The following is an 18857-nucleotide window of genomic DNA, read 5'->3' on the forward strand; positions in this document are numbered from 1 at the left end:
CCCGCTGACGTTACCCGGTCACTCACAGGGCGGCCGATAGGCCCTGTCCGGCAGGTAGCGCTCCCACTGCTGCCGCGTGATCGGGTCGCCCACCGCGTTGCAGAGTTCGGTGACGACCCGCTTCGGGCTGGTGTCCCACAGGTCGACGCCCGCGCTCGACCGGGTGATGGCGAGGAGTTCGTCGTCGCCGGGGCTGAAGGCGAGCGAGTAGAACGAGGCGATCGACGCACCGGGGAGGTAGGACTGCCGGGTGAGGTCCTCGGGGTCGGTCATGTCCCAGATCTCGGGGCGCTCGACGCCTTCCTTCGCATCCTTCGCGATCAAGGCGAGCCGCTTCCCGTCCGGGCTGAAGGCCAGCGGGCTGCCGTAGTCGCCGATGGTGACGCGGGACGGTTGGCCCGACAGGCGGTTCCGGTCGACCGGCCACACCCTCAGCGTTCCCTCGCTGTCGAAGGCGGCGAAGAGCTTGCCGTCCGGCCGGAACGCGACGCTCACGGAGCGGACCCCCGACGGGAAGCGGTGCGTCCACAGGGGGGACGGGTGCGCGGGCTTGCTGAGGTCCCAGCTCCGCAGCCGGACACCGGCCTCCGGGCGGTTGTCCTCCGGCTTCTTCAGAGGTGAGTCGTCGGCGATGAGCGTCTTGCCGTCCGGAGAAAAGACGAGCGCGCCGACGGCGGTGGTCTTGATACGGGCGAGCTGTCGCGGATGCCGGGGGTCCGCGATGTCGTAGAGCCGGACGGCCGGGGGCTTGCGGTTGTTGTCGATCCAGCCGTTCATGTCGGCCACCGCCAGGCGGCGCCCGTCGGGGCTGAAGGCGATCGCCGCCACGCCGTTCTCCAACTCGCCGAGGGTGGCGAGCGGTCGGCCCCTGGGGTGAGCGGTGCTGCGCAGCCGCAGATCGGCGTACTTCGGCTTCTCCTTCGTGCCGCCGTGGGCCTCGACGTCGGCGAGGAGGCGACCGTCCGGGCTGAGAGCGATGTCCGCGCCGGTGAACATGTTGGGGGACCGTGTCCTGGCGAGCAGTTCGACGACAGGCAGGTGCGTCATGTCCCACAGGTAGTTGGAGCCCACGCCTTGGATCGCGAGCAGTTGTCTCTTGCCCGCCGACCGGTAGTCGAACTGGGCCCCGGTGCCGGGTGTCACGGGCAGGAACGCCTCGGCTCCCGGCTGGGCGGCGTTGGAGAGGTGCCAGACGCGGATGCCGCGCTCGGTGGCCTCGAGCAGGGTGCGGCCCTTGCTGGGGTCGAACAGGATAGTGGTGGCGCCTCCGGTCAGCTCGTCAGGGTCGCTGGCCACCTTCGCCCCGTGCATGATCCAGCCGGGCGCGGTTGCTGTCCTGTACAGCCATATCTGCGAGACGCCGTTGCAGTTCCAGACGGCGTGGTCGCGGATCGGGCTGAACGCCAACGCGCTCACGCCTTCGGAACAGAAGGAGGAAGGCACGTCCGAGGAGCCCTTGACCGGAGGCCCGATCCGCCGGGGCGGACGCGAGCCGTCCAGCCGCCACAGGCCCAGCGTCTCGTTGTTCTTCACCGTGACCGGCGCGGCCACCATGCGCCCCGTACGGTCGAAGGCCACCCGATGCAGCGGACTGGGAAGAGCGCCCGGCCTGCGCTCGTACGGCGATGCCTTGAGGGCGGCGACACGGGTGGGGTGTGCGGGGTCGGCCAGGTTCCAGACCCGGACCCGGCCGTCCCTGCTGCTGCTGGCGAGCAGGGCACGCCGGGGGGACACCGCCAGCGAGTCGAGCTGCGCGGAGTGGCCGCGGAGCGTGGGCAGGGGAGTGGGTGCCCCGCGGTCGCCGATGTCCCAGAGACGGATCTCGCTGCCCGTGCCCGCGTACAGGGTGCTGCCGTCGGGGCTGAGGGCGAGCGCGGTGACGAGGTTCTTCACCTTCGAGGCGGCGGTCTGCCGGGGGTGTGCGGGGTCCGAGATGTCCCAGAGGCGCAGCGTCGCCGACGTCGAGCGGGCGGTGTCGTACGTGGCCGCGGCGAGGGTCTTGCCGTCGCGGCTGACCGCGATCGGGCCGGGCACCACGTCGCCGATCCTGCCGGTGCCGTCGTCCTGGGCGCGCACCACGATCGAGTCGCCGGTGGAGGTCGCGAGGACCCGGCCGTCCGCGCTGTTCGCGAGGTCGTACGCCGGTTCCTTCGCGTCGATGACGCCAGGGGTGCGCTGGCTGTTGAGCAGCGCGCCCTGCCCCGCCTTGTGATCCATCCGGTAGGAGAGCAGGCTGAGTTGTTTGGCGAGCCCCGGCTGTTTGTCGCGGAGGTCCTCGGCCTCGGCGGCGAGGTAGCGGGCCAGGTCGCGCTCGTGCGCCTGCTCGGCCTGGCGCTGGAAGACGACGGAGCCGAGCAGGCCCGCCGAGGCGAGCAGGGCGAGAAGCGCGAGGAACGCCACGGCGAGCCGGCGGCGGCGGACGCCGCGGCGCTCATGACGCCAGGACATGTTGACGAAGTCGGCGAGGGGAGTGCCGGGGGTGGAATCGGGTGCGGAGTCGAGTTCGGCGGTGCTCGTCGCGGCCTCTTCCGCGCGTTCCCGCAGCGTGGAGAGGCGGGTGCCCCGGTAGAGGAGAGAAGAGTCCCGGCCGGACTGTTCCCATGCGGCGGCGTCGTCGGCGAGGCGCTGGCGCGCCCGCAGCCAGTCGCGGTCCGCGTCGATCCAGCCCCGCAGCCGGGGCCAGGCGTGCAGCAGTGCCTCATGGCTGATCCGGACGGTGTCACGGTCGAGCGTGAGCAGCCGGGCTTCGGCGAGCCGGCCGACCGCCTGCTGCGCGGCACGGGTGTCCGGCACGGCGTGCAGGAGCGCGGAGCGGTCCACGGGCCGGGCCGTGTCGACGGCCTCCTCGCCCACGTGGACCAGGCGGAGCAGCGTGTGCCGGGCGGCGACCCGGCCCGCGGTGTCGAGCCCGGTGTACACCTGCTCGGCCGTGGTGGCGATGGCCCCGGATATCCCACCGGTGGCACGGTATCCGGCGACGGTGAGCCGGGATCCGGCACACTCCCGCCAGGTCGCCCACAGCGTGTGGGACAGCAACGGCAGGGCGCCCGCGGCGAGTTGACCGCCCTCCGTGGCGCCGAGCTCGTGCAGGATCAGATCGGCGAGGCCGTCGCCCAGGGTGAGTCCGGCGTGCGCCGCCGGTTCCTCGATCGCGGCGCGGAGCTCGCGGGGGGCCATGGGCGTGACGAGGAGCTGGCCCTTGCCCAGGGCGGCGAGCAGTTCGGGGTGCTCGGTGGCCCGGCCGTAGAAGTCCGCGCGTAGCGCGAGCATGACAACAGCGGGTGGGTCGCCGTCCGCCGCCCGGGACAGGGCGGTCACGGCCCGCAGGAACGCCGTGCGCTCCCCCGGGTCCTGACAGAGCGTGAACAACTCCTCCAGCTGGTCGACGAGGACGACGAGGCGCCGCCCCGGCCGCTCCACGTCCAGCCGGTCGGCGAACCGGACCGCGCTCTCCGGGTCCTCGCGAAGCAGCCCGGCGGCGTCGGGTGCGTCCGCGTCCAGGCACGCGGCGAGGCGCTGGAGCGGGCGCTTGCCGGGCGTGAGGCGCAGACAGGGCCAGCCGGCCGATCCGGGCAGCGCTCCCTCGCGCAGCCTGGCGAGGAGGCCGGCGTTGAGCAGCGAGGTCTTGCCCGATCCCGAAGGACCGACCAGGATCAGCTGACCGGGGCGCGACGCGGACGCCGCCACCGCGGCGAGCAGGCGCCCGGTCATCTCCGTACGCCCGCGGAACACCTCGGCGTCGTCCACCTCGAACGCGTCGAGGCCGGGGTAGGGGCAGGGGCCGGGCGCGGGTTCCGGCTCCTCGGGGTGCGGGGCGGGCTCCGGCGCGGCCGGGTTCGGCGCGATGACGAGCTGTCCGGAGCGGTCACCGGCCTGCCGCCGGGGCAACGGCCGCTGCTGCTCCCGTAGTTCGCGGAAGACCGCGTCGTACACGGCGTCCAGGGTCAGGGTTCGCGGTCCGCGCGGGTCGCCGTGCGTCAGGAGCTCGATGAGCGCTCCGCTGAACGCGGTGTGCCGGGCGTCCGGTGGCGCGAGAGCCAGTTGCTCCGCCGACCCGAGGAGATAGAGGCCGTGCGCGGGCGGCACGGTGAAGGCGGGGACGGACGCGCCCCCGCTCAGCGAGACGCGCCCGGAGAAGCAGCAGTCGAGCACGACGACGACGGACGCCGCCCGGCTGGCCTCGAGGGCCTGCCGCAGCGAGGAGAACGACAGGGCCTGGTGCTCGGCCATGCCGGGTGTGAGCCGGTCGGTGCCGCTGGCCGCGAGGAACAGCTCGCCGCCCGGCCCGAGCAGGCCGTGCCCGACGAAGTAGACCAGGAGTACGGAGTCGGCCTGCTGCGCCGCCTCGGTGACGGCGAGCGCCATGGCACGCGCGTCGGGCGGATCGAGCAGCGCGCGCAGGGCGTCCGGACGCACCCCGCAGCGCCCGGTCAGGACCGCCCGCAGGTCGCTGAACGTACGGGCGACAGACGGGACCGAGGGCAGGAGGGGGCCCTGGTGGGTGGCGGTGGCGATCACCAGGACGCGGGCGCCCGCGTCGGACAGGCCGGTCACGGCAGCTCGCGGCGCTCGGGGCCGGCGGCCGGCTCCCTCTCTCCGTTCTCCGGGCTCGTCCGCTCCGGGGCCAACGTCCCCGCGACATCGGCGACTTGTCGCCGCAGGGACTCCGCGTCGAGGCCGGACACGCCCTTGGCGGTCAGCTCGAGGGAACGGCGGCCCGGGAGTGTCACCTTGATGCGCACCTCGCCGCGCCGGGTGCGCAGCCAGGCGATGACGGCTGCGGCGAGCGCGGTCGCCGCGCCGCCGGGGCCGACCGTCACCAACAGCGCGTCCAGGGCGGGCCCGAGGGTGCCAGGCTCCGGTGGGCGCTCCCGGTCGCTCACCCGGCCGCGCAGTTCCTGGACATCGCCCAACCATGCCTGGAGCGAGCGGAGTTCGTCGCTCGCGTCCGGCCCCTCCGTGATCACCTCAACGTCCATGGGTCTCCGTCGGTCGCCGTGGGGGAGCGCTCGGTCCCTCGCCGTGGGGAGCGCGCGACCGTGCCGGGAGGGCCGAGGATACGATGTTCGTCCGGCGCCTGGCCAGAGGCCAGAAAGTGCGCCAACTCCCGTGCATGCCAGGGAGGTTGGGCGCGATCTGCCGCGTCCCGCGGCTTCATCCGGTTTCGGACGCCGATCGGCCCGGCTCGGCCGAACCGCGCGCCCCGGGGTTCACCGGGCGGCCTGCGGAGGACCCTCACCGGCGGCATCCAGGAGCACCCCGCCTTTCGCGCGGTGGTGCGGACCTGCGCCGAGCTGTACGACCTCCAGCGCGGCGACGCGCATCGGGACGTCCTCACGCACACCTCACCGACCTCCGGCGAGCGCGTCGGCACCTCCTTCCTCACGCCGCGGACACCGGACGATCTGACCAAGCGCCGCCGCGCGTTCAAGGTGTGGGCCGACCACAGCCACGGCATGCTGGGCCGCACCGGCGACTTCCTCAACAGCTCCTTCGCCCTGGCACTCCCCGTCGACGCGAAGGGTTTGCGCGTCGTACGACCGCGAACCGTACAAGGCGAAGGTCCAGGCGTTCCTCGACCGCACCTGAAGCGACCGCACCTGAAGCGACCGCACTTGAAGCGACCGCACCTCGCGCAGCTGCGCGTGATAGAAAGTGGAACGATAGTCCCGGTAGTTGCCCGTGCGGGCCGCGCACCGGACGACCGCGCATGCCCGCACGGGCCGAGGGCCGATTCCACTCACAGGACAGGCAATGCCAAACGCGTACCGCGAGATCTTCACCGCCCCCGGCACGAAGGCGTTCAGCTCGGCCGGCCTGATGGCCCGCCTTCCGCTGCCCCTGACCCATATGGGCATCCTGACGATGCTGTCCGAGACGACGGGCGAATACGCCCTGGCCGGACTGGTCGCGGGCACCTTCACCTTCGCCATGGCCTTCCTCGGCCCCCAGGTCTCCAAGGCCGTGGACCGCCGCGGACAGAGCCGGGTGCTGCCCCTCGCCACCGGCGTCAGCGTGCTCGGCCTCGCCGCCCTGCTGCTCTGCGCCACCGCCGGCGCCCCGAGCTGGACCCTGTTCCTGTTCGCCCTGCTGTCCGGTCTCATGCCGAGCATGAGCGCGATGGTCCGCGCCCGCTGGACGGAGATCTACCGGGGTACGCCGCAGCTCACCACCGCGTACTCCATGGAGTCCGTCGTCGACGAGCTGACGTACGTCATCAGTCCGGCGCTCGCCGTGGTCCTGTCCACCGCGCTGTTCCCGCAGGCCGCGCCGCTGTTCGCGGGACTTCTGCTGCTCGTGGGCGTCGCCCTGTTCGTACCGCAGAAGAGCACCGAGCCCCCCGTCAAGGCGCGGGTCGAGCACGCCGGTGGCACCTCCGCGATCCGTTCGGCGCCGGTGCTGCTGCTCGCCCTCGTGCTGCTCTGCGGCGGGGCCGTCCCCGGCATGGTCGACACGATGGGGCTCGCGTTCGCCGAGGAGCAGGGCAACAAGTCCCTCGCGGGCCTGGTCTTCGCGGTCTACGCGGTCGGCTCGGGTCTTTCCGGACTGCTCTTCGGGGCCAGGCAGCCGGCCGTTCCGCTGCCCCGGCTGCTGCTCATCGGGGTCGGCGGCACCGCGCTGACCACGCTGCCGTTCCTGTTCGTCGACGGGGTCGCCGCAATGGTCGTCGTGGTCTTCTTCGCCGGTGTCTTCTTCGCCCCCACCATGGTCGTGATCATGGGCATCGTGGAGCGTACGACGCCGGAACACCAGCTCACCGAGGCGATGACGTGGATGATCGCCGGCCTGCAGAGCGGCGTCGCGATCGGCGCGGCCGTCACCGGCGTCGTCTACGACCGCTTCGGCACCACCGCCGGGGTCTCGGTGGCCCTCGCCGCCGGGGCCGGTGCCCTGCTGCTCACGCTGTGCGCCCTGCCGATGCTGCGTACGCGGCTGACGCGGGCGGACCAGGCGGACCAGGCGGCGAAGGCGCCCGCCGCGCCCGCCGGGACGACGACGCCCGTCGGCTGCTGAACGGCCGACGGGCGCGAGGCGGCCGCCGGAACACCGCGGCCCGTACCGCGGACTACTGCGGCTTGTGCGGCGTCGCCTCGCTCGGCCGGACGATCACCATGCCCTCGCCCTCCAGCTTCAGCTGCACCGCCTCACCGGAGCCGCCGCGGATCATCGAGCCGATCGACTGCGAACGGTGCAGCGAGGTCTGGAGGCTGGTCGTCCAGCCGACCACGGCGTCGGTGTCCACGAACACCGGCGCCTGCGGCGACACGGGGATCACCAGCGGCTCGCCCTCACAGATGAGCCCCAGCCGGCCGTGCCCGGTGAACACGCTGTTGAAGAGCCCGCCGCCGGAGATCCCCGACCCCTTCACGGTCTTGATCTCGTACGAGAGCGACGCGTCGAAGCACAGGATGTTGCGGCCGTTGACGGTGAGCGAGTCGCCCTGCTCGATGTCGACGACGAAGCAGCTCTGCGCCTCGTGCGCGAACCATGCCTCGCCCTGTCCGCGCACCGCCATCAGCGGAAGCCCCTCGCCGGTGACGGCGCGCTTGAGCATCCCGCCGACGCCCTGACCCTTGCGCTCGAACTGCAGATTGCCGCGGTAGGCGACCATCGCGCCCTGCCGCGCCATCATCTCGCCGCTCACGGCGTACCGGATCGACTTGGAGTTGTGCAGGCTCATACCGGGCGCGGTCGCGGGCTGCGCCACGTGCTCCGCGGAGAAAAGGTCGCTCTTCATGCGGGCATCGTGCCCCGCGCCGGGGTGCTCCGCCAAGACACCGGCGGCGTAGTTCCCCGAGCCGGCGGTGTACGTCCGCCGAACCGAGGTCGCGGTCCGCGCGGGCGGGACCGTGACCTTCGGCCCGGGTGCTTCGACCAAGGGCTACGGGCGTCAGCCGGTGGTGACGCGGACGTAGTCGACGGTCAGCGTCTGCGGGAACGTCGTGCTGCCGTCCGGGTCGCCGGGCCAGTAGCCGCCGACCGCCAGGTTGAGGATGAGGAAGAACGGCTTGTTGAACACCCACTGCTTGCCGCCGAGGTCGGCCGGGGTGCGGGTCTGGTAGACGTGCCCGTCGACGGACCACGTCACCTTGTTCGGCGACCAGTCCACGGCGAACGTGTGGAACTTGTCCGCGAACGCCTCGCCGCCGGGCAGCGAGTACGCCGCGCCGATGCCGCCCGAACCGGAGTAGCCGGGACCGTGCAGCGTGCCGTGGACCGTGTTCGGCTCCTTGCCGACGTTCTCCATCACGTCGATCTCGCCGCTGTCGGGCCAGCCGACCTGCCCGATGTCGTTGCCGAGCATCCAGAACGCGGGCCACATGCCCTGCCCGCGCGGCACCTTCAGGCGTGCCTCGACCCGGCCGTACGTCGTCGTGAACTTGCCGGCGGTGTTGAGGCGGGCCGAGGTGTACTCGCAACGGCCGTACCAGCACTGGTAGTTGGCGGGGTTCTCCTTGCGGGCGGTGATGACCAGGTTGCCCTGGCCGTCGAGCGCCGCGTTCTTGTTGCCCGCCGTGTAGTACTGCCGCTCGTGGTTGTTGACGTTGTCGCCGGTCTCGATCTGCCACTTGCCGCCGTCGACGGCGGACCCGGCGGGCCCGTTGAAGTCGTCGGAGAACGCGAGGGCGTTGGTACGGGCGGGCGCGGGCTCGGGCTCGGGGGCGGCTGCCGCGCCGGGCGCCGCGGTCGCGGCGGTGGCACAGCAGACCAGGGAGAGCGCGAACAGGGCCGTGCGGCGGCGCCGGGAGAGGGCCACGGTCATCACATCGCTCCGGGTGGGGGGAGTGGTCGCACGCGAACGGTGGGGGGCGTGCGCATGACAAACGTCGCGTCAGAAGTCGAACGCGGTACGCGATCCTCCGCGACGGTTTCTTCACTACTTGATTTAAGGCAGGTGCGCAGGGGGCGTCAAGGCATTGGTGCGGACCAACTGCCGGGCGGGGTACGCGCCTTGGGCGTGCTCGGGTTGGCGCGGGCCCTGGATTCCCGCCCAGGACCCGCGGCCCGTTCACTCGTCGATCGCCGCGCCGAACGCCGCGTCCTGCGCGGGCGCGCCCAGCGACCCCGCTCCGTACGTCCACGACCCGGCGGCCGTGACCCCGCCCGCGCCCGCCGGAAGCACCCACACCACACCGTCGCCGGTGTTCTCGCCGGGGGCCGAGGCGAGCAGCCCGAAGCGGCCGTCGCCGTCGGGGTCGGTCAGGCGCACCTGCGCGCCCCACTTGTCGCCCTTCTCCGCGGTGCCGGGGACGCCGGCGGAGTTCTGGTCCCAGGACTTGGCGCCGGTCGCGGTCGGGCCGGCGGCCGCGCCGCGCAGCACCCAGACGGCACCCGCGTCCGCGACCGTGCCGATGTCCTCGCCGGGCGCGCCGACCGCCACGTCCGCGTAGCCGTCCTTGTCCGTGTCGGCCACGGACAGGTCGGCGCCCCAGCCGTCGCCGCGCTCGGCGGTGCCGGGCACGCCCGCGGAGTCCTGGGTCCACCACTCGACGTCCTGCGAGATGCCCTCGGCGGAGCCGTGGCGCACGCCGACCAGGCCGCCGGTGAGCGTCTCGCCGCCGTCGTCGGGGGAGCGGGGCTCGCCGGTGACCAGGTCGTCGAATCCGTCGCCGTTGATGTCGCCCGAGGCCGCTGCCGGGCCGCCGCGCAGGTCGCGCTCGTACGTCAGGCCCTCGGCGCCGCCGGAGAAGTACGAGGACCAGCCGTGCCCGGGCTCCTCCTCGCCGACGGTCACGCCGGACACCACGAGGTCGGCGAAGCCGTCGTCGTCGTAGTCGCCGGTGGTCAGCGACTTCGGCAGGATGTGGCGCTCGTCGGCCCGCGCGGCCGGGCCCTCGGCGGCAAGGCGCTTGAGCGGCGCCGCGCCGCGTGCCTGCGGCGCGGCGTCGTACACGAACAGTTCGAGGTCGTCGCGGTCGAGTACGGCGAGCACGTCACCTGGGGTGTCGCCGGTGAGGCGGGCGGCGGTCACCGCGGAGCCGAACTTCTCGCCCTCGGTGGGCTCCTGGGTCTCCAGCCAGTCGCTCGCGGCACCGGTCAGGCCCTGCTCGGAGCCCCACAGGATCGCGACGCCGCCGGCGTCCGCCCGGTCGCCGATGTCCTCGCCGGGGATGCCGACGATCGCGTCGTCGAAGCCGTCGGCGTCCAGGTCGCCGGTGGCGACGGCCCTGCCGAAGCCGTCACCGGCCTCCGCGGCGCCCGCGACACCGGCCGTGGACTGGCTGAACCGCGCCACGGCGCTGGTGCCGATGCCTCTGCCGGAGCCGTACTGCACGGTGACGAGACCCGCGCCTCTCTTGCCGCTGACCGTCGCGCCGGGCGCGCCGACCAGCACGTCCTCGTGACCGTCGCCGTTGAAGTCGCTGTTGCGGTCGTCGGCGCGCGTACCCCCGGGGGTGCCGGCGACCGCGGCGGGGGCGGCGGCGACGGCCGCGCCCGACAGCAGAAGGAATGAGGCCGCGGCGAGGGCGGCCGAACGGTTCTTGCGCACGAGCGACTCCTGTGCGTGAAAGTGGCCGGGCGGCGCGGGGGTGGGTCCGGAAAGGGCCCGTTCCTCATCCGGTGCCCAGTTCGACCGCGACCGGGACGCAAGGGTTGTACGGGAGTTCGCCTCCGCTTCGCCGGGCACCGGCGCCTGTCTCCGCAACGTCCGTCAGTGGTTAGGGACTTGAGGGCGAGGGGTAGGGTGCGCCTCAAGATCCGGCGGCAGGCTCGGGAGGGGCGTGCATGAACACTGATCCGCGCGGGACGGGGAGTCTTCCGCCCGCCTTCATGGCCACCGAGACCTCGTCGTTCCTCGACTTCCTCGCGGCGCAGGCGCCGGATCTGCTGCCCGCGAGGCGCTCCCTGCCCGTCGCGCACGACGGCTTCGAGGCGCCGCACGGCACGACGATCGTCGCGGCGGCGTACGCGGACGGCGTTCTCGTGGCGGGCGACCGCCGCGTCACGATGGGCAACGTCATCGCCCACCGCGACTACGACAAGGTGTTCCCCGCCGACGAGCACTCCGCGATAGCCATCGCCGGGACCGCGGGCCTGGCCGTGGAACTGATCAAGCTCTTCCAGCTCGAACTCGAACACCACGAGAAGATCGAGGGCACGGCCCTGTCCCTGGTGGGCAAGGCCAACCGGCTCACCACGATGGTCCGCGGCAACCTCGCGATGGCGATGCAGGGCCTCGCCGTGGTGCCGTTGTTCGCCGGTTACGACCTGGGCAAGGGCGTGGGGCGGATCTTCTCGTACGACGTCACCGGAGGCCGCACCGAGGAGCGGGGCATCGCCGCCACCGGCTCGGGCTCGGTCTACGCCCGCGGCTCCCTGAAGAAGCTCTACCACGAGGGCATGTCCGAGCAGGACATCGTCCTCGCCGCCGTCCAGGCCCTGTACGACGCCGCGGACGACGACTCGGCGACCGGCGGGCCCGACCTGACGCGCCGTCTGTTCCCGCGCGTGGCCCTGGTCACCGAGGAGGGCTACCGCCAGCTCTCGCAGGACGAGGTCGCGGAGGTCGCCCGGTCGGTGGTGGACCAGCGCCTCGAGTCGCCGGACGGGCCGCGGGCTCCGCTGCTCTAGGCGGTCCGCCGTCGCGAGGTGGTGCGCGGTGGCGCGACTGGCGCCGTGGATGCGCTGCGGTGCGCCCCCTCAGCCCTGTCCCGTTGCTATCCAGCTCTGCCGGGCCGCGCCATGGTGAGCGGAGAAACACCATGGGGGCAAGGGGGGCAACATGAAGCTTTCCACGGGCCGTCGCGCCGTGGCGGCGCTGACCGCGGCCGTGCTGATCGCCGGCCTCACCGCCGCGTGCGGTGGTGACGAGGACGCGAAGGAGAAGGTCGTCCCGGTGGCGGCCGGGGAACTGGGGCCGGACCCGTTCTTCACGGGGGCCATGGGCCACGACCGGCAGGGCCTGACACCGCGGTCCGGCGGCGGCGTACGCACCGGGGGCACCCCGGGGCTCTACGGCGGGACACTGAACAAGAGCAGTTGCGACAAGGCCGCGCTGGTCGACTTCCTCACGGACGCACGCAACACGAAGAAGGCGGCGGCGTGGTCGAAGGTGCGCGGCATCGGCATCAAGGGCATCCGGCGTTACGTCGGCGGCCTGACACCCGTCCTGCTGCGCACGGACACGCTGGTCAAGAACCACGGCTTCCGCAAGGGGGCGGCCACGGTCTTCGAGTCCCTCCTCGAAGCGGGCATCGCGGTGCTCCTCGACCGGTTCGGCCAGCCAGTGGTCAAGTGCAACTGCGGCAACCCCCTCGCGCCGCCCTCGCTGAGCCCCGGTGACATCGATCCGGGGAGCATCCCGGATCCGGACTGGCGCGAGCGGTACGACCGGGACAAGACCACGGCCGTCAAGCCCGGCAAGAAGCCCCGGCGCATCGGCAGGTTCCGGCTGCTCGACGTCGACAGCGGCAAGGGCATCGGGCGCACGGCGGGCACGGACGCGGCGAAGGACGTCCGGCTGCCCGCACCGCCGCCGCTGCCACCGGCCGAGGCGGAGACCGGCACGCCCGCGCCGTCGAGCACGGCGGCCACGCGCTCCGGGATCGTCGGCACCTGGGAGCTCGCCGGGGGGCGGGTGCGCGTCGAGGAGCGCGGACCGGACGCGTACAGCGGCCGGACCACTGCCGAGAGCGGGGGCGGCACCGGCAGCTGCGTCGTCGAAGCGGGCCGTGAGATCTGGAAGGTGAACGGCAGCGGACCGCGCTTCACGGGCACCGTGCTCTCGCTCGACCCGCAGACCTGCCAGGAGGCGGGACACTTCGACGCCACCTGGGAACTGACGGGCACGGACACGCTCAAGGTGTGTGCGACCGTCGGCGGTCAGCAAGGGTGCAACACCCTTGCCCGGACGCCCGATTAGGCCCTTCCCGGCTAGCATGTGTGCCCCGCCGGGAGGCGTGGTCGGCAAGGGGGGCAGGGGCCGATGAAAGTCCGGCTGACGTTCGACGACGGCGCGGGGGGCGAGCCCGCCGAGGCAGGCGACCATGTGGACCATGCGGCGTCGTTGTACCGCTGGCTGGCCTCGGACGCGGAACTGCGGGGTCGGGCCGAGGTGTCCATCGGCGCGGACCCGTCGTCCCAGGAGCACATGGGCGGGGTTCCCGAGCTGGTCGACGTGGTGCTCACCCATGCCGTCGCCCTGGGCGGCCTGGTGGTCGCCGTGGCGACCTGGCGCGGGTCGCGTCCACGCCCGCCGCAGGTGCGGATCGAGCGGGACGGCGTGACGGTCACGGTGCACGACGGCTCGGCCGAGACGGTGGAACGCGTCCTCAGGGCCCTCGGCGCCGACCCGCCCGGCGCCGACCCGCCCGGCGGCGAGCCCGGCCCGGGCGGCGGAAGCGGGGAGTGACCGGTGACCGACCTGGCGGACCCCGGCCGTTCGGTGGCACTGCTGGTGGGCGTGCACGCGTACGCCTCCCTCGACGACCTGCCCGCCGTGGCCCGCAATCTGGACGGCCTTGCGGGCGTGCTGCGGGACCCCGAGGTGTGGGGTCTGCCGGCCGACCGGTGCACGGTGCTCTCCCAACCGCACAGTGCCCAGGAGGTCCTGGACGCCGTGCGGGCGGCGGCGATCCGGGCACGGGACACGCTCGTCGTCTACTTCGCCGGGCACGGCCTGACCGATCCGCACACCGACGAGCTCTACCTGGCCCTGCCGGACTCGGACCGGGAGCGTGAGTACACCGCCCTCAGATACGAGTATCTGCGCCGGGCGGTGCTGGGCCCGTCGGCCGGGGCCCGCCGCACCGTCGTGATCCTGGACTGCTGTTACAGCGGGCGGGCCCTGACCGGCCGGATGAGCGCGAGCGACTACGTCGCCGACCACGCGATGGTCGAGGGGAGCTGTGTGCTCACGGCCTCCGCGGAATCCAGACCCGCGCTCGCACCCCCCCGGCGAGACCTACACGGCGTTCACCGGCGAGCTGATCACCGCGCTGAGCGAAGGCATTCCGCGGGCGCCGGACCCGATGGACATGGACACCGTGTACCGGCATCTGCACCGGGCCCTGGCGGCCAAGTCCCGCCCCCTGCCCCAACAGCGCAATCGCAACACCGGCGGCCTCATCGCCCTGGCCCGCAACCGCGCCGCCCCGCCCCCGGAACCCACCCCGGAGCCCCGCCCGCCCGAAACCGCTGCCACGCCGAGGGGAGGCAGACCGTCGCGGCGCGTGCGCAACCGCGTCATCGTGCCTCTGGCGGCACTCGGCGTCGTCACCGCGGCCTCATTGGGGGTCTGGCTGACCACTGGTGGGGAGAAGGGCGGAGGTTCCGGAAAGCCTCCCGGCGGCCAGGTCGTGACCATCGGCCTCGACGCCCCGCTGACCGGCAAGCTGGCCCCGCTGGGCCGCGGGATCAGGAACTCCGCGGACCTCGCTGTCCGGCGGGCGAACGAGGACGGCGCCGTCGACGGAGTCACTTTCGAGCTCAAGCCACTGGACGACAAGGCCCAGCCTGCCACCGGCCAGGAGAACGGCACCGAACTCATCGCCGATGACACCGTCATCGGTGTCGTCGGTCCGGTGAACTCCGGCGTGGCCCAGTCGATGCAGAAGGACGCGGACGACGCGGACCTGGCCCTCGTCTCCCCCACCGCGGCCGACCCGGTGCTGACGCAGGGCTGGAAGTGGCAGACCGGCAAGAAGAGCCGCCCCTTCCGGTCGTTCTACCGGACCGTGCCCACGGACGCGCATCACGGCGTGGCCGCCGCGCAGCATCTCTACAACGACGACGACAAGAAGAAGGCATTCGTCGTCGACGACAAGAAGGTCTACGGTGCCGGTGTCGCCGACGCCTTCAGAGCCGAGTTCACCCGGCTCGGCGGCAAGGTCGTCGGCAGTGACCACATCGACCCCGACAACGCCGGCGACTTCCCCGCGGTGGCCGCCGAGGTGAAGAACTCGGGTGCCGACGTCTTCTTCTACGGCGGTGAGTACCCCGCCGCCGGCCCGCTGAACGCCCAACTGCGGAAGGCCGGCGCCGACATACCGCTCGCGGGCGGTGACGGCATCTACAGCGAAGAGTTCATCGACCTGGCCGGACGGGCGAGCGAGGGCGCCCTCACCGTGTCGGTTCCGCACCCCGAACAGCTCGCCTCCGCACGGCAGTTCGTGAAGAGCTACCGGCAGGCCGACTATCGCGACGATCATGGCATCCACGGCGCTTACGCCTACGACGCCACCTGGGCCATCGTCCAGGCCGTCAAGGACGTCACGGACGCCCACGGCGGCAGGCTGCCGAAGAACGCCCGTGCCGAGGTCGTCTCCGCCCTCCGGCACGTCTCATTCGACGGGGCCACCGGCACGATCTCCTTCGACAAGTACGGCGACGCGACCAATGCGGAGCTCGCGCTGTACCGGGTCGAGGACGGCGAGTGGAAGTCCGTCGAGCGCGACGCGTGAAAAGACGGGCGAGGGAGCCCGGCGTACCGCCCCTCCGGCTTGTCGGACTCCCGTCAGGGCGGGCCGAAAAGAATCGCATCCCACGCAGGAACGCGCCTGCGGTGAATCACGCGGCCGGTTCCACCGCCCGAAGATCTCCGCCTTCGCCGACACCATGACCGAGGAGACCGCGGCCATGCTCGGCCGGTGGAAGCAGCGGTACCGCGACGGCGACGTGGCGGCGGTCGTACCGGACGTCGGGCACATCGCGCTGCGCATCGTGACGCGGAATCTGTTCGGCGCCGACGTCGGCCCCACCACCGAGGCCATCGAGAACGACTTCACGTACGCCAACCACATCATGGGGGACTTCTTCCGCTTCCCCTTCCCGCCGCTGCACTGGCCCACGCCGAGCCACCTGAAGCTGCGCAAGCTCATCGCGAACCTGGACCGCTTCGTCGCCGAGACGATCGAGCTGCTGCACAACGCCTTGCTGATCCACGACGACATCATGGACGGCGACCGCGTCCGCAGGCACCGGCCGACGGTATGGGTCCGCTTCGGCGTGCCCCGCGCCCTCCTCGCCGGTGACGCGCTGATCGCCCTCGGCTTCGAGGTGCTCGCCGACCGGCGGCGCCCGGCGACCGCCCCTCGATGGCGGACCTCGCCCGCACCCTGCGCAGGCTGGCCATGGGGCAGGGCGACGACCTGTGCTTCGAACGGGAGCGGGAGGTCGGCGTCGAGGAGTGCCTGGCGATGCTCGGCGGCAAGACCGGGGCGCTGCTCGGCTGCGCCTGCCGGCTCGGGGCCGCGCACGGGGCCGCGCACGGGGCACCGCCCGGTGCGGCGCCTCCGGCCTGGCTCGACCGCTTCGGGCGCTTCGGCGACCATCTCGGTGTCGCCTTCCAGCTCATCGACGACGTCCTGGGGATCTGGGGCGACCCGGCCGTGACCGGCAAGCCCGTCGGCTCCGACCTGCGCGCCCGCAAGAAGATCGCCCCGGTCGTCGCGGCACTCCAGGCCGGCTCGGCGGCGGCGGCGCACCCGCCTCTCCCGGCTGTACGCCACTCCCGGCGACCTGACGGAGCACCAGGTCGCCATGGTCACCGGCCTCGTCGAGGAAGCGGGCGGGCGTGCCTGGACCCTGGCCGAGGCCGACCGCAGGATCGCCGCCGCCTGGGACCTCCTCGACCCGCTCGACCTCGACCCCGCCGCCCGCCGGGGCCTCGCCGACCTCACGACCGCGCTGACGGCCCGCCACGCCTGACCGTGCGGCCGCCGCTCCCGGCCGGAGTACCCGCCACATGCCGGTTGCGGGCGGCCCCGAGGCCCACCGCGACCTGCGGCACGAGCAGTACGAGCAGGACCACCAGCGGCACCGTCCAGTTGTGGGAGGCGTCGTGGACGGCGCCGAGGACGGCGGGGCCGGTGGCGGCGAGGATGTAGCCGAAGCACTGGGCCATGCTGGACAACTGGGCGACGTGCCGGGCGTCCGGCGCGCGCTGCACGATGAACAGCAGCGCGAGGCTGATCGCCGCGCCCTGGCCGAGCCCGAGCAGACTCATCCATACATAGGCGCCGCCGACCGGCGCGGCGAGCACCCCGGCGTACCCGATCGCGCACAGCACCGCGCCGAGCACGGCGAGGGTGCCCGAGCGCACCCGCCTGCCCACGATCACCGGCGCCACGAACGAACCCGCGATGCCGAGCAGGGAGGAGAAGGACAGCATCCAGCCCGCGTCGCCCGGGCTCATGCCGGAGTCCTGGAGCAGCGTCGGCAGCCAGGCCGCCGCCGCGTAGTAGTTGAGGGACTGCAGCCCCATGTATGCGGTGACCTGCCAGGCCAGCGGCGAACGCCACAGGCCGCGTACCGGATGCGCCGCCTGCCGGGCCGCCGCCGCGCCCACCCGCGTACGCGAGCGGAGCTGGGGCAGCCACACCACGAACGCCACCACCGCCAGCGCGCCCCAACAGGCCAGCGTCGTCCGCCAGTTCATGCCGGACGCCTCCTGCACGGGCAGCGTGACGCCCGCGGCGAGCGCGGCGCCGCCGAACAGCGACATCGAGTACAGGCCCGTCATCAGCCCGGCCCGCGCCGGGAAGTCCCGCTTGATCAGGCCCGGGAGCAGCACGTTGGCGACGGCGATGCCCGCGCCGATCACGACGGTGCCCGCGAACAGCGCGAGGACCGAGTCCAGCGTCCGCAGCGCCGTGCCCGCGCAGATCAGCGCCATGGTGGCGAGCAGCGACCGCTCGGTGCCGAAGCGGCGGCCCAGGCGCGGCGCGACGGGCGCGAGCAGCCCGAAGCACAGCAGCGGCAGTGCGGTCAGCAGGCTGGTGGCGGCCGCCGACATACCGCTGTCGTCGCGGATGGTGTCGGCGAGCGGGGAGACCGCGACCAGGGCGGGACGCAGGTTGAGGGCGAGCAGGACGACGCCGAGCCCGAGCCAGAGCGCGTGCCGCCCGGTGACGCCGGGCGGGCCGTCCGGCCGGCCGTTCGACGCGCGGTCCGCCATGGGGTCGTCGTCCTCCCGCTCCACGGTGGCCGGGGCGGCGTGCCCTTGGCTGCTCATGACTCTCTCCCGGAGGTTGCTTCGGTGGTACGTGTACGAGGCGGGGGGGGGGCCTCAGTCGGCCGGTGGCTGCTCGCGCAGCGCGGCCATGCCCTCGGCGAGATGGGCGAGCACCGCGGCCTCGGCGGCCGTCGCGTCACGCGCCTCGATGGCGTCGACGATCGCGCTGTGGGCGTCGATCTGATGGCGTACGGCGTCGGGGACGGCGGCGCCGAGCACGGACTGGAGCGTGGCGCGCATCGCGTCGCTGAGGTGTCCGTACAGCTCGGCGAGGACGGTGTTGTGGGCCGCGGCGGCGACGGTGCGGTGGAAGGCCATGTCCGCGTCGATGAAGGCGTCCGTGTCGCCGTCCTCCCAGGCCCGGGCACGCACGGCGAGCGCGGTGCGCAGCGCGGCCAGGTCCTCCGGCGTGCGGCGCTCGGCCGCGTACCGGGCCGCGTCGCGCTCCAGCGAGGCGCGCACCTCGTACGCCTCCAGAACGCTCGCCTTGCGCACCCGCCGCTGCACGGCCGCGCCGAAGTCGCTGTTGGCCCGGACATACGTCCCGTCGCCCTGGCGCGGCTCCAGCATGCCGGTGTGCACCAGGGCGCGGACCGCCTCGCGCACGGTGTTGCGGCCCACGGCGAGCTGTTCCACGAGCAGCGGCTCGGCCGGGATCTTGGTGCCGACCTCCCACTCGCCGTCGGAGATCAGGCTCTCCATCTGGGAGATGACCAGATCGACGAGGTTGGTGCGTGCGGTGCTGCGCAGCGGCATCGGTTCGGTGGCCTCTCTGCCGGATCGTTCAGATCGAGGACAGACATGGGAACACCCCATGTTTCGAGGTGTCAAACGAAGTGAGGGCATGAACGGGCTAATTCGGGGCCGGGATGTTGCCGTGCCGGTGCGGGCGGGGGAGGCA

Annotated in this window: 14 protein-coding genes and 4 pseudogenes; 10 read left to right on the plus strand and 8 right to left on the minus strand. The window is 72.9% G+C overall.

Features of this window, described 5'->3' with window-relative positions:
* Positions 1-18: 18 nt before the first annotated feature.
* From STRAU_RS09390 to STRAU_RS43520, 3 genes are all read right to left on the minus strand, one after another.
* Positions 19-4554, minus strand: a complete 4536-nt coding sequence (locus STRAU_RS09390; RefSeq protein WP_016640035.1) for a caspase, EACC1-associated type — start codon at positions 4552-4554, stop codon at positions 19-21.
* Positions 4551-4979 carry an effector-associated constant component EACC1 gene (locus STRAU_RS09395; protein ID WP_016640036.1) on the minus strand — a complete coding sequence of 143 codons (429 nt, stop codon included), beginning with the start codon at positions 4977-4979 and terminating at the stop codon, positions 4551-4553. Before STRAU_RS09395 ends, STRAU_RS09390 begins: the two co-directional genes overlap by 4 nt.
* A 231-nt stretch (positions 4980-5210) precedes the next feature.
* Entirely contained in the window at positions 5211-5342 is a 132-nt protein-coding gene (locus STRAU_RS43520; RefSeq protein ID WP_259299869.1) for a hypothetical protein, read from the minus strand.
* Between STRAU_RS43520 and STRAU_RS43525 the strand changes: the two are divergent.
* Positions 5295-5441, plus strand: a pseudogene (locus STRAU_RS43525) (4-hydroxyphenylacetate 3-hydroxylase N-terminal domain-containing protein); the annotation flags it as partial. The gene STRAU_RS43520 and the pseudogene STRAU_RS43525 overlap by 48 nt on opposite strands.
* Before the next feature lie 313 nt (positions 5442-5754).
* Positions 5755-7014 (plus strand): MFS transporter, encoded by a 1260-nt coding sequence (locus tag STRAU_RS09400; RefSeq protein WP_016640037.1) that lies wholly within the window; start codon positions 5755-5757, stop codon positions 7012-7014.
* 52 nt (positions 7015-7066) lie between these two features.
* Here the strand turns inward: STRAU_RS09400 and STRAU_RS09405 are convergent, their stop codons facing one another.
* The 3 genes from STRAU_RS09405 to STRAU_RS09415 form a co-directional block, all read right to left on the minus strand.
* Positions 7067-7738: an AIM24 family protein gene (locus STRAU_RS09405; RefSeq protein WP_016640038.1), complete on the minus strand. Its 672-nt coding sequence runs from the start codon at positions 7736-7738 to the stop codon at positions 7067-7069.
* A 153-nt stretch (positions 7739-7891) separates the two neighbouring features.
* The gene (locus STRAU_RS09410; RefSeq protein ID WP_037658390.1) at positions 7892-8764 is read right to left on the minus strand and encodes a glycoside hydrolase family 16 protein; all 873 of its coding nucleotides are present in this window, start codon (positions 8762-8764) and stop codon (positions 7892-7894) included.
* Positions 8765-9010: 246 nt separating this feature from the next.
* Positions 9011-10492 (minus strand): FG-GAP repeat protein, encoded by a 1482-nt coding sequence (locus STRAU_RS09415; RefSeq protein ID WP_016640040.1) that lies wholly within the window; start codon positions 10490-10492, stop codon positions 9011-9013.
* Positions 10493-10728: 236 nt separating this feature from the next.
* Between STRAU_RS09415 and prcB the strand changes: the two genes are divergently transcribed.
* The 8 genes and pseudogenes from prcB to STRAU_RS42330 all read left to right on the plus strand — a co-directional run bounded on the left by prcB (position 10729) and on the right by STRAU_RS42330 (position 16650).
* Positions 10729-11574, plus strand: a complete 846-nt coding sequence (gene prcB / locus STRAU_RS09420; protein ID WP_037658392.1) for a proteasome subunit beta — start codon at positions 10729-10731, stop codon at positions 11572-11574.
* 151 nt (positions 11575-11725) lie between these two features.
* Complete coding sequence (locus STRAU_RS42325; RefSeq protein ID WP_158692049.1) at positions 11726-12865, plus strand: DUF6777 domain-containing protein; 1140 nt, start codon at positions 11726-11728, stop codon at positions 12863-12865.
* Positions 12866-12928: 63 nt separating this feature from the next.
* Positions 12929-13354: an effector-associated constant component EACC1 gene (locus tag STRAU_RS09430; protein ID WP_016640043.1), complete on the plus strand. Its 426-nt coding sequence runs from the start codon at positions 12929-12931 to the stop codon at positions 13352-13354.
* A gap of 87 nt (positions 13355-13441) precedes the next feature.
* Positions 13442-13843, plus strand: a pseudogene (locus tag STRAU_RS43530) (caspase, EACC1-associated type); the annotation flags it as partial.
* Between the two features lie 7 nt (positions 13844-13850).
* On the plus strand, positions 13851-15404 hold the full coding sequence (locus STRAU_RS09435) for a branched-chain amino acid ABC transporter substrate-binding protein (RefSeq protein WP_016640044.1): 1554 nt from the start codon (positions 13851-13853) through the stop codon (positions 15402-15404).
* A gap of 340 nt (positions 15405-15744) precedes the next feature.
* A pseudogene (locus tag STRAU_RS44635) lies at positions 15745-16002 on the plus strand (polyprenyl synthetase family protein); the annotation flags it as partial.
* Between the two features lie 71 nt (positions 16003-16073).
* Positions 16074-16355 (plus strand): annotated as a pseudogene (locus STRAU_RS44640) (polyprenyl synthetase family protein); the annotation flags it as partial.
* A 127-nt stretch (positions 16356-16482) separates the two neighbouring features.
* The gene (locus STRAU_RS42330) at positions 16483-16650 is read left to right on the plus strand and encodes a hypothetical protein (protein ID WP_016640046.1); all 168 of its coding nucleotides are present in this window, start codon (positions 16483-16485) and stop codon (positions 16648-16650) included.
* Here STRAU_RS42330 and STRAU_RS09445 read toward each other — a convergent pair.
* A complete protein-coding gene (locus tag STRAU_RS09445; RefSeq protein ID WP_259299870.1) occupies positions 16619-17956 on the minus strand; it encodes a CynX/NimT family MFS transporter in 1338 nt (445 codons plus the stop codon). The genes STRAU_RS42330 and STRAU_RS09445 overlap by 32 nt on opposite strands.
* A gap of 54 nt (positions 17957-18010) precedes the next feature.
* On the minus strand, positions 18011-18712 hold the full coding sequence (locus STRAU_RS09450; protein ID WP_016640048.1) for a FadR/GntR family transcriptional regulator: 702 nt from the start codon (positions 18710-18712) through the stop codon (positions 18011-18013).
* Between the last annotated feature and the right edge of the window lie 145 nt (positions 18713-18857).

Source organism: Streptomyces aurantiacus JA 4570, assembly GCF_000414115.1.
Taxonomy (GTDB): Bacteria; Actinomycetota; Actinomycetes; order Streptomycetales; family Streptomycetaceae; genus Streptomyces; species Streptomyces aurantiacus_A.